Consider the following 13,815-nt stretch of genomic DNA (forward strand, 5'->3'; position numbering starts at 1 on the left):
ACTCGATTGTCTATCTTTTGGTATTAACCTGTTGATGCCTTAAGTCCTTCCCTATATGGATTTCAGATACTTTTGAGCGTAGGCGCTCTCATCGAATTTTATTTTAAGTTAATTATTTGCATAACAATTCCCGAAGAGCCATATTTCCTTGTTGCTTGAGAATTTGCTCAAGTTCATTCTCTGGAATATTAACTCTTGTGGCAAGCTGAGAAACATTAAGATTAATCTGCTCTAATTCATCAGCTAAAATTTCCCCAGGGTGGATAGGACTTTTCCAATTATTCATCGTGAATTTTGCTTAAGCTCAACGGATTTAGTATCATCAAGATGAAGTGTAACCTAATTTGATATTGACTCCTATCTCCCTGACTCCTTTAAACATTTCTTTTTTTCTCAAACCATGTTTGTAATAATTCCCCCGATTCCTTAGCTAAAATTCCCGCGATTACCGGTAAACGATGGTTAGAAAAAGGACTATCTATAAAATTAGCCACAGTGCGGATAACTCCTGTTTTGGGATCGTCAGCACCGTACACTAATAATCCTAATCTAGCCTGAATAATTGCCCCGGCACACATGGGACAGGGTTCGAGGGTGACGTAGAGGGTACAATCATTTAAGTGCCAATTGCCTAAAACTTGACTAGCGGCACGAATCGCCAGAATTTCGGCGTGAGCGGTGGGATCATGGTGTTTTTCCTTGCAATTAGCCCCTTGAGCGATTAAATGTCCCTGTTTATCCACGATAACCGCTCCCACAGGTACATCATCCCGATCCCCCGCAGTTGCCGCTAAATTTAAAGCTAACTGCATCCATTGCCGATGTTTCTCATAGGCTTTTTCATCAATAGACTTTAGATAGTCCCACATTTAGCCAGTAAATTATCTAATTTTTTCTGACCATCCAAAGCATACAAATCATCACAACCACCGATATGTTCATTATTAATAAAAATCTGTGGTACACTGCGTTTACCGTTAGACCGTTCGGCCATGGCTTGACGAGCGCTTTCATCCCCATCAATCTTGTATTCGGTGTATTTTACCCCTTTCCAACCCAGCAACCATTTAGCTCGAATACAGTAGGGACAAGTTGCCCACGTATAAATTTCCACATTGGCCTTGATATTCTCGTTATAACGCCCAAAAAGCGAGTTAAATAGATTTAGCATCGTTCTTACTAAGTAGTTAGGTGTTAAAAACTGTCAGATGCCCCCCTTATTAAGGGGGGATTAAGGGGGGATCCACACCCCCCTTATTAAGGGGGGATTAAGGGGGGATCCACACCCCCCTTATTAAGGGGGGATCCATCTTCAATTTAATTATAACCAGCTACTTACTCTCCTATTTATCTCTATTTTATGGATTCTGCTACCAAAAAAGCCCAATTACGCAAACAACTAATTACCCAAAGACGATCGCTTCCTAAGCATATTTGGCAAGAAAATAGTCAGCAACTTTGCAAAAATTTACAATCTTTACCCCTCTTTCAACACGCTAAAACCATTCTCGCTTACTTCAGTTATCGTCAGGAGCCGGATTTAAGTTCCTTATTTTGCCAACACCATCGCTGGGGTTTTCCCCGTTGTGACGGAGATAGCCTGACTTGGCACTGTTGGACTGCCGATGATCCCCTAGAATTAAATCGTTATGGCATCTACGAACCAACAGCGATCGCTCCTCTCATTTTACCTGCCGACGTGGATTTACTGTTAATTCCCGCCGTCGCTTGCGATCGCCAAGGTTATCGCTTAGGTTACGGGGGGGGTTATTTTGATCGTCTCTTACATTCCCCCGAATGGCAAGCTATCCCCTCGATCGGGATTGTCTTTGACTTTGCCTATCTCGATACCCTTCCCGTCGATACTTGGGACCAAAAATTACAGGCAATCTGTACCGAATCGAGAACCGAAATTTTTTAAGTAGGTAGGTATTAAAAACTTTCAGATCCCCCCGCCTATCGGCACCCCCCTTATCAAGGGGGGCAGGGGGGATCGAACCTCAAACCCATTTTTAATTTAATTATAACCAGCTACTTAACAATTATTTCCTTTTGTGCGATCGGTTTAACTTATATAGGAGCGATCGATCTTTGTGTCCTTTGTGTCTTTGTGGTTCGTTCTGGTCGTTCGCTGGCACTGTATCTTAGAATACATTTTACCCACCGACTACTCATATATTAAGTTTTATTGAATCCGATCGACCCTTAAGATAGCTTTGCTAGGATGAAATTCACATCAGGAGATGTTTATAGTAATCACCCGAAAAAGTCAACAGGGAAGCAATGAAACACTTTCACGAACCATGGATTCAAGAATGGTGTCAAGAAAACGGCTGGACAGAGCTATTTCTCGAACGCTACAGTAATTATTGGGCATTCCCTCCCAATGCCGTGATGCCAGAACCAATTCCCACCAAAGTGTTACAAAACATTAAGCGCCAAAAAGGTCTATCCCCTGCCGAAAAACTTTGGTTAGGAGTGGCGATCGGATTGACTTTGACAGCTTTAATTCTCTGTATCACCCTCGCTTGTCCCATGCCTATAGTTCTCGCTTTCGCTTTTGATGCTGTCACCGCAGCGCGATTGGAAGTGGAATATTAACCCAGCAAAAATTGAGAAGTAAAAACCCAAAAAGGGGGAGATTTTTCCGAAAGTCTTCCCCTTTGCCGCTTTTTTCTGGATAGGTACGATCGATCTGTTCAACGAAACAGGGTAAAATCGGGCGATAATTTAAGAAAGTAGATTCATCGGCTTTTTAGCCGTCAGGAGTCAGTATTTAGGAGTCAGGAGATTATTTTTATTTATTCTCCCCACTTCCTTCTCCCCACTTCCCTCTCCCCCCACTCCCCAATTGAGCATCTCATTTATGCAAGTGAGTAATTATACTTATCCCTAAAACTGTTTTCTAGCAAGGCTTTCAAAATAGCTTGACATAAAAACCTGATTTAGGGGTTACAAAGGTGAGATGCTCCCCTCCCCAATTCATAATTCATAATTCATAATTCATAATTCCCATGTCCGAATCTCGTCGCTTACAGTTTACCCCCGATCTGGAAATTTGTCGTATTTTGAACGGAATGTGGCAAGTTTCAGGCGCCCATGGTTCGATCGCACCCCAAAAAGCGATCTCTAGTATGTTCTCCTATCTAGATGGCGGTTTCACCACTTGGGATCTGGCCGATCATTACGGTCCGGCCGAAGATTTTATCGGTGAATTTCGTCGTCAATTAGTCGCCCAAAGGGGCATTGATGCTTTAAATAATCTGCAAGCTTTCACTAAATGGGTTCCCCGTCCGGGTAAAATGACTAAGGAAATAGTCGAAAAAAATATCGCTATTTCCCTACGTCGCATGGATGTGGATAGTCTCGATTTATTGCAGTTTCACTGGTGGGATTATCGCGATAAAAATTATCTAGATGCCTTATATTTTTTAGGAGAATTACAACAGGAAGGCAAAATTAAACACCTGGCCTTGACTAATTTCGACACGGAACATTTAAAAATTATTCTCAGCGCCGGGATTAAAATAGTCTCCAATCAAGTCCAGTTTTCTCTAATCGATCGCCGTCCCCTCGTCAAAATGGCGCAATTTTGCCAAGAACATAACATCTATCTACTCGCCTATGGTACTCTAGCAGGAGGCTTATTAGGGGCAAAATATCTCGGTCATCCCGAACCCAATGCCATGAGTCTCAATACCGCTAGTTTACGGAAATATAAAAACATGATCAATGCTTGGGGAAACTGGCAATTATTCCAAGAATTATTAACCGTTCTTAAAGCGATCGCTGATTCCTATCACGTCACCATTCCTAATGTGGCAGTGCGTTACGTTCTCGAACAAAAGGCCGTAGCCGGGGCAATTATCGGGGTGCGTTTGGGTGTTGCTGAACATATCCAAGAAAATGCCCGTATTTTCGATTTTCAATTATCCCCCCAAGACTATCAAAAAATTGATCATGTCTTGCAAAAATCCCGGGATTTATTGCAGTTGATCGGTGATTGCGGTGATGAATACCGTCGTTAAGTAGGTAGGTGTTAAAAATTCTCAGCTTTCCCCCCTTATTAAGGGGGATCCCCCCGCCTATCGGCACCCCCCTTATCAAGGGGGGCAGGGGGGATCGGCACACCCCTTATCAAGGACTGATAACTGATAACTGATAACTGAAAAGAGGCTAATGATGAGATTTGAACAACCAATCCCCGATGATCCCGCTAATCAATGGCGCTATCAATTAGATCAATTCGTGCAAGAAAATCAACAGGAATTAGCCGGTTTAATGTGGGGTTTACTCTCGGAATGGGGAAAAGATACCCAAGAAACCCTGGGCATCGATCTTAAACCCCAGCCCCATTTTGTCTGTTGTTCTAGGGAGGCTCTAGAGAAATTAAATCGCCAGGTTAATCGCAAAATTCAAGAGATGCTTGGGATTATTTATCGCTATAATCCCAGCGAAGAAGTGGCTATAGTTGCTATCGGTGATGGTCAGGTAAAATTGATTTATTTTCAACCCGATCTTTCCCCTCCTGAATGTTTTGATCGCCTCGAAGTGGATCTCGATACTCTCATTCAACAGTTAGAGGCCAAAATGCTGGCGGAAATCCAATCTTTCCCAATTTGATGCCGATTGCCAGCGCAAAAAGTTGGCAGGTTGTCCCACGGATAAACCCGCTAATCCGATCGCTTTTCTGGGGGATTCTGTCCCTAGAAGAATCGCTGTTTCTAAATCACATATTCCCCAGTTAACTAAATTGGCTACTCCTTGTAATAAGGGTAAGGTTGTTCCCGCTAAAGTACCATCAAAAAGTCTTGCTGTTCCCTGTTTAACTTCAATTTCTCTCTCGTCCCAAGGATAGACACCATCTTCTAAACCGATCGGCGCTAAAGCATCACTAACTAAGAAAATTCCTCGATGATAATTACTGGCTTTTAGTAATAATTCTATCATGGTTGGATGGATGTGTTGACCATCGGCAATTAACCCACAATACACATCGCGATTGATAATTGCTTCCCCTAATAACCCCGGTTGACGATGGTGTAAAGGAGGCATGGCATTAAAGGCATGAGTAACCATTTTTGCCCCCTGTAAAAAGGCTTTTTTGGCTATTTCTTGACTCGCTTGCGAATGTCCTAAACTGACGGTAATCCCTCGATCGCTTAGGTATTTAATCACCGTACCGCTACTATCTAATTCTGGGGCTAGGGTGATAATTTTTACGATCGATAAGTAGTCCCCAAAGATTTTATCTATTGTTTCTATACTTGGGTTTACAAGATATTGGGCCGGATGCGCTCCCCTTTTTTCATAGTTTAGAAATGGTCCCTCTAAATGTACTCCTAAAACCTGCGCGCTCGCTCGATTTTCCTGTTGCTGTTTCTCGATATATTTGGCAATTACTGAGAGGGATTTTTGAAATTTCTCCACGGACGTGGTTACTAAGGTGGGAAGATAACCATCAATTCCTTGATTCCCCAGATAATCGCTAATCTTATCTAACTTTTCTAGATCTGTTATTTCTAAGTCGGGAAATGCTAATCCTAATCCTCCGTTGATCTGTAAATCTACTCCTCCTAACGATAGCCAATCCCCTTCCATATCGATAATCTTTTCCCCTCTTGTCTTTCTCTCCATCTCCGTTATCCTCTCGATCTTTCCAGCAGCATTTATCTCTATTTGTTGTCGATCCTGATGGGCGGGAATTCTAGCGTTAATTAGGGTTATCATAGAAGCAGAAAACTAATTTTTTTTATTATAATCTCGAAAAAAAACTTTTTTTTTGATAATGCTTGACAAGTGTGCATTTTTTTGAGATACTTTTTTATATAATGGGAATATTTGTGCCTGCTGTCATACCCTTAAGTCCGATTATATAAAAACTGATCATAAAAAGATAATACCATAACCTGCCCGCTTCCTGTCCAGAAATTGCAAAAATACTTTACAAAACAATTACAGCCTTTCTGCCGCAGTTCTTAGGAGGGAGTGACTGTCAGAAGGAAAGCTTTGTCCTATAATAAAATTAAGACTTTATAAAAACTACTTTTTTAGCGATAAAAGAGTAGCAATCTCAGTGATTAGGGAGGGGTGTGTGTTTTTTAGAAAAATAAGGAAACAGACTCAAGAACCGCGCCGTATTATTATCGGAGATGTGCATGGCAGTTTTCAGGCACTTTTACGACTATTAAACCGAGTTGCTCCCGATAGTAAGGATGAGGTTTATTTTCTGGGAGATTTAATCGATCGAGGACAGCAGAGCTTGGAAGTGGTGGATTTGGTGATCAAAAATAACTATCAGTGTCTCCTAGGAAATCATGAATATATGCTCTTAAAAGCTCTGGCAGGAAAAGAAGTTTCTGAAAAATGGTTTAACGGCTGGATCGAGAGTGGCGGGGCGGCGACACTACTAAGTTATAATAACAATATACCCGCCGAGCATATCAATTGGTTCCAATCTCTACCCGCTTATTTAGACCTAGGAGATATTTGGTTAGTTCACGCGGGAGTACACCCAGAATATCCCCTTGAACAGCAAACAAACGAGCAGTTTTGTTGGATTAGAAACGAATTTCATGCCATGACCCAACCCTATTTCAAGGATAAACTAATTATCACAGGTCATACTTTAACCTTTACCTTTCCCGATGTCAAACCGGGACAACTAGCTCGCGGCAACGGTTGGCTAGACATTGAAACTGGGGTTTATCATCCTCAAAGTGGTTGGTTAACTGCTTTAGATTGGACAAATCAATTAGTTTATCAAGTGCAGTCTCAAAATAAAAATTGTCGCACGATCCCTTTAGAAAAAGCCGTGGTTAATCTAGATATTGAAAAGATTTCTCGCTACTTCTCCAGGGAAAGCTCATCTAAATCACTGAACCTTTAATGGTGATCGGAAAAGAGAAGCGATAAAACCGGAAGCATCAGTTAAAATAGTTGATAATCTGATTAATACCCTTTTCTAATGACCCTTGAACTATTATACCAAGCCTTCATCGAAACAATTCAACATCCTGACCCTGAGATAAATCTAGCTCGGGCAGCCCTACAAATAGCCAATTTTGAATATCCGCGCCTCAAGATTGATCACTATTTAAATAGAATAAATTTAATGGCTGACGAGGTAAAAAAACGCTTACCCGATAGATTATATCCTTTAAAAATAGTCAAGGTTATCAATCAATATTTGTTTGAAGATTTACAATTTACTGGTAATACCCAAGAATACTATGACCCCCGCAATAGCTACTTAAATGACGTAATCGAGCGCCGCACGGGTATTCCGCTCACTCTCTCGATTATCTACTTAGAGATTGCCAAACAGATCGATTTTCCCATGGTAGGAATTGGTATGCCGGGCCATTTTATTATCCGTCCCGATTTCGAGGAAGTGGAAATTTTTGTCGATCCCTTTCACGGTGGTGAAATCTTATTTAAACAGGACTGTCAAGAAAGATTAAGTCAAGTTTATCAACAGCCAGTTAAATTAGAAGAACATTTTCTCAATATTGCTACCAATCAGCAAATTTTATTACGTTTGTTGACTAATTTAAAATATATTTACCTGAATCGTCAACAATGGTCTCAGACAATTCGGACAATAGATCTACTACTTTTGCTCATTCCTAATCATCCCCTAGAGCTGCGCGATCGAGGTTTAGTTTACTATCAAATTGGACAATTCAGCCGAGCGCAACAGGATTTAGGCTTCTATCTTGCCCTCCTACCCAACGCCCAAGATGCGGAATCAATTCGGCAATTATTGCAAAAAATTAACTCTTAAGTTGCCCATCGTCAGGAGATTATTTTTATTTGTTCTCCCCACACCCCACACCCCACCAACAAACTTTTTCAGCAAACCCTAACTAAAATGACTATTAGCCCTTCCTTAACCACAAAAAAACTCAAAATTGGTCAACTGCGAAAAGTCCATCATATCGCTTTCAACGTCAAAGATATGGAGGCTTCTCGTCATTTTTATGGGGAAATATTAGGCTTAGAGGAATTAGTGGGGGAAAAAATTCCCACCACCTTAAAAGAATTAGTTGCCCAGGGAAAAGTGGCCAATTTTATCACCCCCGATGGTACAGTAATTGACCTATTTTGGGAACCAGATTTAAACCCTCCCGACGACAATCCCGAAATCGCTTTTACCCGTGCCAACCATTTAGCCTTCGATATTGTCCCCGAATGCTTCGATTTTGCCCTAGAAGTGCTACAAAGTCAGGGAATTACTATTGCTAGTGGACCCGTGACCCGGCCGACTGGGAGAGGGGTTTACTTCTACGATCCCGATGGCTTTATCGTCGAAATTCGCTGTGACCCCGCATTTTAACGACTCAGAGGACGAAAACTGCCACTAAAAACCAGAAAAGTTAGGATAATCGCTAATATAATCGCCGTTATCGCAATTAGAGGCAGAGAAATATGTTTAACAGCGATCGCCAAGAAAGCCCAGATAAACACCCCGATAAAAGCCCGATCTTTTCGGTTTAAACCGACTAAAATTGCGATTATCGCCCCGATAACCAGAATTATTACCGTCCAGATCTGGTCAGTTAGACCCCATCGCTGCCAGTCGATCCAATCTAGCACCGAAGCGACGTTGACAATTGTGGCCACGGTAATCCAAGCGAAATAAATACTAATAGGAGCATTAACTAATAAACCCTGTTTACGATTGACAATCAAGCGATTAATTTCTAAGCGGAGATAGAGCCGGATGAGAGAAATTAAAATGCCTAGCATTGCCAGTAAAGACAGGGCAAAAAAACGGGATTGAAAAAGAATTACCCAGAGAATCTGACAAGCACTAGCGATGGCTAATTCGTAGCCTAACCGACGCAAACGCGGTTCAGTTTTATTAAAAGCCAAAGCTTGGTAAATTCCCAGACTAATTAAACCCAGATAAATTAATCCCCAGATCGCAAAAGCATAATTAGCGGGAACAATTAAGACATCTTGAAAAACTGTATTCGAGATAGCCCCGATATTTTCGCCCTTAAGAGGAAAAATATTAGCGAAAATATTGGTAATAAAAGCCCCTAGAATAGCAAATAAATTTAGTTCTTGTCGGAGACGATCTCGATCAAAATTCATAGGTCAATCAAAGACAGAAAACATCATTTCACCCTGGGCGGCCAATTGCCCATCGACTCTTGCTTCCCCTTGCATTTTAGCAATTTTATTCATCTTGAAGGATAATAATTCCACCGTCATGATCAATTGATCCCCCGGCACCACAGGACGACGAAAACGGGTTTTATCAATGCCTGCGAAGGCAAAAAATTTCCCTTTCATCCCGGGTAATTGGGTCAAAATCACTCCCCCCACTTGGGCCATGGATTCAACAATTAACACCCCCGGCATCAAGGGACGACTGGGAATATGACCGGGGAAAAAAGGCTCGTTGATCGTGACATTTTTGAGGCCAACGGCTTTTTTACCTGGTACATAGTCAATAATCCGATCAACTAGGGCAAAGGGATAACGATGGGGCAGTAGTTGGCGAATTTCCTCGACGGTAAAGGTAGTTTTTATGACTGGTTCCAACTCGGTTAAGGCTTCGGTAACGATGGTCATGCAAGTCAAAAATTACAAGTGAGATCAGACATTATCTCACAATCAGTTATCAGTTATAAGTGATCAGTTTACTGGAAACGGCTGACAGCCTTTTTAATTGGGCATTTCAGTTAAACGAGCATTTTGATAATAATGGCTGAGAATGCGGTCATAAGTCACCCCTTGGTCAGCGAGGGAAAAAGCGCCCCATTGACTTAAACCGATCCCATGACCGAAACCGCGACCATTAATGGCAAAAGTACCGTTATTAGCTGAAATCGTGAATAGGGTACTACGCAGCTCGAGTATTCGCCGTAATTGGGTATCAGAGATTAATTTAGAGCCTTGATCGCCCACTATACGCATTCTAATCACTCGTCCGTGGGGAGTGGTCCTTTCGGGAGATAGCGATCGCACACGACCGACACCACCGATTAAACGGCCTAATTCCCCGGCGCTAAAGTTTTTTGACCATTGAAATACCGGGGCCACTTGGTCGTAATCGACGACACCGCGCAGGTAGGGTAAGGGGGAATTCCAAACATCCTCGACATTTTCCGTGTGGCCCCCAGAGGAGGAGTGAAACACCGCTAGAATCGGTTTGCCGTTGAAACTCATAATTTGTCCGGCGGTGGCCTTAACTGCCTCGTGGGTGCTAGTAAACTCGCTTTCTAGACCCTTATAAACTTGGGTGCGGGTGGTAGTATCAAGATCGTAGATGCGATTGCCGGAAGTGTTCATTTGGTAGAGAGCATAGGTACGCGCCGCCACAGATTGGGCTTTTAAGGCCTCTTGCGGCCAGGAGGGAATCGCCTCCGCACCGACGACACTATAGAGATATTCCTCTAAATCGACTAAATTTAGGGCTGTCACCCCAGAACCTTGCCGAATGATCCTTGTGCGTCCTCGATACCAGCGATCGTTAATCCAGACGTAACCATCATTCTCCGGTTCGATGATCAATTGACTGGCCTGCCAATCGGCCAAACCCACCGCTTTTCCTCTGGGATTAGCATTGAGGGCATTCATGGCGGTTAATTCTCCTAGGACTCTCCCGGCCCCATCTTTCACCACAGCATCGGTGGAACTACCCACGGAGACGGCACTAACACCTTTACTGATGGCAATGCGTAATTCGACAGCAGCTTGGACTGGAGCGATAATCAAAGCCCAAAAAACTAGGACGAGCCAACTATGAGCAGGCAGGCGCTGCAGGTAACTGCTCAGCAGCCTGGCTGTGTGTTTATTGGTCATGGGGGTCGGACTCCTCACACAATCGATCGATAATCAATTTTAACCGGACTGGGATTTTTTTGCTACTCCAGTCCAGAAAAATTTTTCCCCTGTCACTTTTTCCCGATTGTCTGATAATTTTTCTCTCCTCTGGCCCATGAATGGGCAAATTGCCCTATTTTGTCCGATTAATCGGGATTTATTCGGTTTAGTCGATTATTCTAAGTAGGGAGGCGTTAAAAATTATCATATTTCCCCCCTTATCAAGGGGGGATTAAGGGTAGGGTTGATTCATGAATCAACCCTACTATGAATAAACCCTAGGATTAAGGGGGGATCAAAGACAAAATCCATCCTCAATTTAATTATAACCACTTACTTAAGTAGTCCAGCAAAATTAATTTCCTAGGTTCGAGTGGACAATCGCCAATTCTTGCCGCCAAACTAGCAGGGGTTTCTCCCAAGCTAGTTCCCATTTTTGCGCTAAAAAAGGTCGAGTATTTTTGCCAAAATTATAGGCGATGACAATCTCTTCCCAGAGAGAATGTAAGGAAAGTGGCGAAGAAAATAAAGCTCCCAATAATCCCCCTAAAAGTAGTACAATAGCTAGAGGGCGACGAGTTTGACTTAATTCAAAAGCTTTCAGCTGCAATTCTCCCAAGACATCGACACCAAAACCTGTTACTATATGCCAGATATCGTGAGTTTGCCGTAGGCGAAGCAGCAGATAATCTGTATCAGAATTGACCTGAATAGACCGATAAAAATTAGGATCAAAATTGAGACTAATTAGGTGAGTAGCATAATGATAACCTAGGGAATCTTCAGGGAGTTTTAGCAGGGTTTCTAAACAGGGACTAGCGGCTAGATATCTTTGGGCAATCATTTGGGCGGTAGCTCGATCGCTTTTAACATATTGCAAAGATAATCGCTGTAACCAACTCTCTTTTAAGCCATCTTCAATATCATATACAGACATAATGTTACTGGGATTTTGTAAAAGAGAAATTATTCCTTTGGTCACACTGATTAGATTAGTTGTGAATAGCATATAAACTCTCCTAAGTCAGAAAAAAGAGTGAGAATAATCGAAAAAACTGATAACTAATAACTGGGAAAAACTACTCCTTATAGGGATCGTACTGACTCAATATCCGTTCTAACTTTGCTTCGTCAATGCGATTAATTAAGCGTTTAGATTCTTCGACATCACGGACAGTTTTTGATAAATTAATGGTGGAACCGACGGTAAATAGTAAACCCATGCCTAAATAACCTTTAATCCACGCATCTACTGGTAGATAAATAACTCCTAAAGAAGTGGCAGAAATAGAGACAATAAAAGATAACCAAGTTTGAAAAATCCACGCTTGAGTATGACTGGGAGCAGTACCGTATTTTTTATCGTTCATAATCGTCTCCTAAATGTTTCTACACCCATTTTGTCTCTTCTAGAGGTGCAACAACAATGAGCGCTATCTAGTAGGGGGAGGGTTGAGAACTGGGGTGAAGTGGGGTGAAGTGGGGTGAAGTATCAAGTATAATCGTTGTCAGAATCTAGGACCGAAAAGATGGAGAGCAAACACCTGAAAATTTGGTATTCTTGGGAAAAACAAGAACAAATGATCGAGCGCTTGGTGGGGAGAGTGGGATTAACCCGGGTGCGTGCCACTTGTTTTCTGCGTCTCTGGATTTATGCGATCGCCAAGGAAGGACAGGCAAAACCCCCTTTATCCCAGTTAATTTTTCCCACCACTGCCATTATCTGTACCCATCGGCAAGCATCGGATTTATTTTATCAGGATCAAGACCAGGGCAGCGAACGCTCGGCGGGTATGATGTTAGATAAATTAGCAGCCCTTGGTTTAATTGAAAAAATTTTTGACGGCAACACAACCAGAATTAAAATCAAGCCAATTACGGGGATTTTAGAGCCTGATAGCTCGGAATCATCTGTAGAATTGCAATTAGATCAATTTAATCCCCGTTGTGATGCGATTCCTGTGGCTAACTTGCTGACACGCAATTATAACTGGATGAATCGCAATGCTGAAGCAATTCCCCATCGCATTTCTCGTCTGTTGCGGGGTTGGTCAAAAGATTACACCACAGGTATGCGAGTTTTGCGTCGGGTAGATAATCTTAATCCCGTCGGTTTTTATCTCCTCTATCCCACCGCAAACGAGTCGGAAGCGAATTTTTTTACCTCTCCTAACAAGAGTTTACATCTAAGTGCGATCAACGAACAGGATCCTTTTAAAATGGCATCCGTGGGAGATGAAAATTGTCTTTCGGTATTTATTCGCAGTTGGATGATCGATGCTAATTATTTAGATAAATATCGTTTAATCTTCCTGCAAGATGCCCAAAAAACTCTCCAGAGAATGACCTTAGATTTTCCTAATCTCTGCGATTTACATACTTTGATTATTCATCCCGATTATGAGAAATTAGCCGCCGTCTTGGGATTTCAAAAAACTATTCAGGAATCCCCAAACTCTATTTATTGGATGTATTTAGGACTCGATCGCTTTTTATCCCTAGATATGAGTGCAATTCAATTTTAATCGGGAGTGGGGAAATTATGAATTATGAATTATGAATTATGAATTGGGGAGTGGGGAGTAGGGGGAAAAAATCCATAACTGGGTTTTTGAAGTTCGATCGAGAGTTAAGTAGGTAGGCGTTAAAAATTATCAGATGCCCCCCTTATCAAGGGGGGATTAAGGGGGGATCCCCCCGCCTATCGGCACCCCCCTTATCAAGGGGGGATTAAGGGGGGATCGGCACTCCCCTTATCAAGGGGGGATTAAGGGGGGATCAAGGACAAAATCTATCTTCAATTTAATTAGAACCACTTACTTACAAGCAGCTAAAATGGCTCTCCCAGCTTTGGTGGGTAAAATGTATTCTAAGATACATTTCTCAAGAGCGAGGGGGTGGAACGAACCACAAAGACACAAAGGACACAAAGATCGATCGATCCTATGTCAATTAAACTTATCACACAGAACCTAG

The 13,815-nt window shown here is 42.2% G+C and carries 17 protein-coding genes; 8 read left to right on the forward strand and 9 right to left on the reverse strand.

The window, feature by feature from the left end; translation table 11 throughout:
* Positions 1-112: 112 nt before the first annotated feature.
* The 3 genes from IM450_RS00115 to grxC form a co-directional block, all read right to left on the reverse strand.
* The gene (locus IM450_RS00115; RefSeq protein ID WP_287664417.1) at positions 113-286 is read right to left on the reverse strand and encodes a helix-turn-helix transcriptional regulator; all 174 of its coding nucleotides are present in this window, start codon (positions 284-286) and stop codon (positions 113-115) included.
* Between the two features lie 88 nt (positions 287-374).
* Positions 375-869, reverse strand: coding sequence for a tRNA adenosine(34) deaminase TadA (gene tadA / locus IM450_RS00120; protein WP_104398378.1), 495 nt, complete (start codon positions 867-869; stop codon positions 375-377).
* Positions 854-1,171: a glutaredoxin 3 gene (gene grxC / locus IM450_RS00125; RefSeq protein ID WP_002751734.1), complete on the reverse strand. Its 318-nt coding sequence runs from the start codon at positions 1,169-1,171 to the stop codon at positions 854-856. The genes tadA and grxC overlap by 16 nt, the downstream gene beginning before the upstream one ends.
* A gap of 189 nt (positions 1,172-1,360) precedes the next feature.
* Between grxC and IM450_RS00130 the strand changes: the two genes are divergently transcribed.
* The 4 genes from IM450_RS00130 to ccmS all read left to right on the forward strand — a co-directional run bounded on the left by IM450_RS00130 (position 1,361) and on the right by ccmS (position 4,623).
* Positions 1,361-1,921: a 5-formyltetrahydrofolate cyclo-ligase gene (locus IM450_RS00130; RefSeq protein ID WP_287664420.1), complete on the forward strand. Its 561-nt coding sequence runs from the start codon at positions 1,361-1,363 to the stop codon at positions 1,919-1,921.
* A 362-nt stretch (positions 1,922-2,283) separates the two neighbouring features.
* The gene (locus IM450_RS00135; RefSeq protein ID WP_002762345.1) at positions 2,284-2,601 is read left to right on the forward strand and encodes a hypothetical protein; all 318 of its coding nucleotides are present in this window, start codon (positions 2,284-2,286) and stop codon (positions 2,599-2,601) included.
* 413 nt (positions 2,602-3,014) lie between these two features.
* Positions 3,015-4,028 (forward strand): aldo/keto reductase, encoded by a 1,014-nt coding sequence (locus IM450_RS00140; RefSeq protein ID WP_287664422.1) that lies wholly within the window; start codon positions 3,015-3,017, stop codon positions 4,026-4,028.
* A gap of 154 nt (positions 4,029-4,182) precedes the next feature.
* On the forward strand, positions 4,183-4,623 hold the full coding sequence (gene ccmS / locus IM450_RS00145) for a beta-carboxysome assembly chaperone CcmS (RefSeq protein ID WP_002802030.1): 441 nt from the start codon (positions 4,183-4,185) through the stop codon (positions 4,621-4,623).
* Here the strand turns inward: ccmS and nagA are convergent.
* Complete coding sequence (nagA, locus tag IM450_RS00150; protein ID WP_287664425.1) at positions 4,579-5,730, reverse strand: N-acetylglucosamine-6-phosphate deacetylase; 1,152 nt, start codon at positions 5,728-5,730, stop codon at positions 4,579-4,581. The genes ccmS and nagA overlap by 45 nt on opposite strands.
* Positions 5,731-6,094: 364 nt before the next feature.
* Here nagA and IM450_RS00155 point away from each other — a divergent pair, with 364 nt between their 5' ends.
* The 3 genes from IM450_RS00155 (at position 6,095) to IM450_RS00165 (ending at position 8,338) form a co-directional block, all read left to right on the forward strand.
* A complete protein-coding gene (locus IM450_RS00155; protein ID WP_287664427.1) occupies positions 6,095-6,889 on the forward strand; it encodes a metallophosphoesterase family protein in 795 nt (264 codons plus the stop codon).
* Positions 6,890-6,967: 78 nt separating this feature from the next.
* Complete coding sequence (locus IM450_RS00160) at positions 6,968-7,786, forward strand: SirB1 family protein (RefSeq protein WP_287664429.1); 819 nt, start codon at positions 6,968-6,970, stop codon at positions 7,784-7,786.
* Positions 7,787-7,873: 87 nt separating this feature from the next.
* Positions 7,874-8,338, forward strand: a complete 465-nt coding sequence (locus IM450_RS00165; protein WP_002802022.1) for a VOC family protein — start codon at positions 7,874-7,876, stop codon at positions 8,336-8,338.
* Here the strand turns inward: IM450_RS00165 and IM450_RS00170 are convergent.
* The 5 genes from IM450_RS00170 to IM450_RS00190 form a co-directional block, all read right to left on the reverse strand.
* Positions 8,335-9,102, reverse strand: coding sequence for a tryptophan-rich sensory protein (locus tag IM450_RS00170; RefSeq protein ID WP_002802021.1), 768 nt, complete (start codon positions 9,100-9,102; stop codon positions 8,335-8,337). The two genes, IM450_RS00165 and IM450_RS00170, sit on opposite strands and share 4 nt — an antisense overlap.
* Before the next feature lie 3 nt (positions 9,103-9,105).
* On the reverse strand, positions 9,106-9,585 hold the full coding sequence (gene fabZ / locus IM450_RS00175; protein ID WP_002734156.1) for a 3-hydroxyacyl-ACP dehydratase FabZ: 480 nt from the start codon (positions 9,583-9,585) through the stop codon (positions 9,106-9,108).
* Between the two features lie 93 nt (positions 9,586-9,678).
* A complete protein-coding gene (locus IM450_RS00180; RefSeq protein WP_002802011.1) occupies positions 9,679-10,818 on the reverse strand; it encodes a SpoIID/LytB domain-containing protein in 1,140 nt (379 codons plus the stop codon).
* Between the two features lie 376 nt (positions 10,819-11,194).
* Entirely contained in the window at positions 11,195-11,848 is a 654-nt protein-coding gene (locus IM450_RS00185; protein WP_287664433.1) for a Coq4 family protein, read from the reverse strand.
* Positions 11,849-11,918: 70 nt separating this feature from the next.
* The gene (locus IM450_RS00190) at positions 11,919-12,209 is read right to left on the reverse strand and encodes a YiaA/YiaB family inner membrane protein (RefSeq protein ID WP_149978304.1); all 291 of its coding nucleotides are present in this window, start codon (positions 12,207-12,209) and stop codon (positions 11,919-11,921) included.
* A 159-nt stretch (positions 12,210-12,368) separates the two neighbouring features.
* Between IM450_RS00190 and IM450_RS00195 the strand changes: the two genes are divergently transcribed.
* Positions 12,369-13,364, forward strand: coding sequence for a hypothetical protein (locus tag IM450_RS00195; RefSeq protein ID WP_287664438.1), 996 nt, complete (start codon positions 12,369-12,371; stop codon positions 13,362-13,364).
* Positions 13,365-13,815: the final 451 nt, after the last annotated feature.

The organism is Microcystis sp. M083S1 (genome assembly GCF_020246405.1).
GTDB classification, from domain to species: domain Bacteria; phylum Cyanobacteriota; class Cyanobacteriia; order Cyanobacteriales; family Microcystaceae; genus Microcystis; species Microcystis aeruginosa_C.

Excerpts from the sequence above, each read along its gene's own strand:
- IM450_RS00115 (WP_287664417.1), bottom strand. The coding sequence starts at position 286 with ATGAATAATTGGAAAAGTCCTATCCACCCTGGGGAAATTTTAGCTGAT.
- tadA (WP_104398378.1), bottom strand. The coding sequence starts at position 869 with ATGTGGGACTATCTAAAGTCTATTGATGAAAAAGCCTATGAGAAACAT.
- grxC (WP_002751734.1), bottom strand. The coding sequence starts at position 1,171 with ATGCTAAATCTATTTAACTCGCTTTTTGGGCGTTATAACGAGAATATC.
- IM450_RS00130 (WP_287664420.1), top strand. The coding sequence starts at position 1,361 with ATGGATTCTGCTACCAAAAAAGCCCAATTACGCAAACAACTAATTACC.
- IM450_RS00135 (WP_002762345.1), top strand. The coding sequence starts at position 2,284 with ATGAAACACTTTCACGAACCATGGATTCAAGAATGGTGTCAAGAAAAC.
- IM450_RS00140 (WP_287664422.1), top strand. The coding sequence starts at position 3,015 with ATGTCCGAATCTCGTCGCTTACAGTTTACCCCCGATCTGGAAATTTGT.
- ccmS (WP_002802030.1), top strand. The coding sequence starts at position 4,183 with ATGAGATTTGAACAACCAATCCCCGATGATCCCGCTAATCAATGGCGC.
- nagA (WP_287664425.1), bottom strand. The coding sequence starts at position 5,730 with ATGATAACCCTAATTAACGCTAGAATTCCCGCCCATCAGGATCGACAA.
- IM450_RS00160 (WP_287664429.1), top strand. The coding sequence starts at position 6,968 with ATGACCCTTGAACTATTATACCAAGCCTTCATCGAAACAATTCAACAT.
- IM450_RS00165 (WP_002802022.1), top strand. The coding sequence starts at position 7,874 with ATGACTATTAGCCCTTCCTTAACCACAAAAAAACTCAAAATTGGTCAA.
- IM450_RS00170 (WP_002802021.1), bottom strand. The coding sequence starts at position 9,102 with ATGAATTTTGATCGAGATCGTCTCCGACAAGAACTAAATTTATTTGCT.
- fabZ (WP_002734156.1), bottom strand. The coding sequence starts at position 9,585 with ATGACCATCGTTACCGAAGCCTTAACCGAGTTGGAACCAGTCATAAAA.
- IM450_RS00180 (WP_002802011.1), bottom strand. The coding sequence starts at position 10,818 with ATGACCAATAAACACACAGCCAGGCTGCTGAGCAGTTACCTGCAGCGC.
- IM450_RS00185 (WP_287664433.1), bottom strand. The coding sequence starts at position 11,848 with ATGCTATTCACAACTAATCTAATCAGTGTGACCAAAGGAATAATTTCT.
- IM450_RS00190 (WP_149978304.1), bottom strand. The coding sequence starts at position 12,209 with ATGAACGATAAAAAATACGGTACTGCTCCCAGTCATACTCAAGCGTGG.
- IM450_RS00195 (WP_287664438.1), top strand. The coding sequence starts at position 12,369 with ATGGAGAGCAAACACCTGAAAATTTGGTATTCTTGGGAAAAACAAGAA.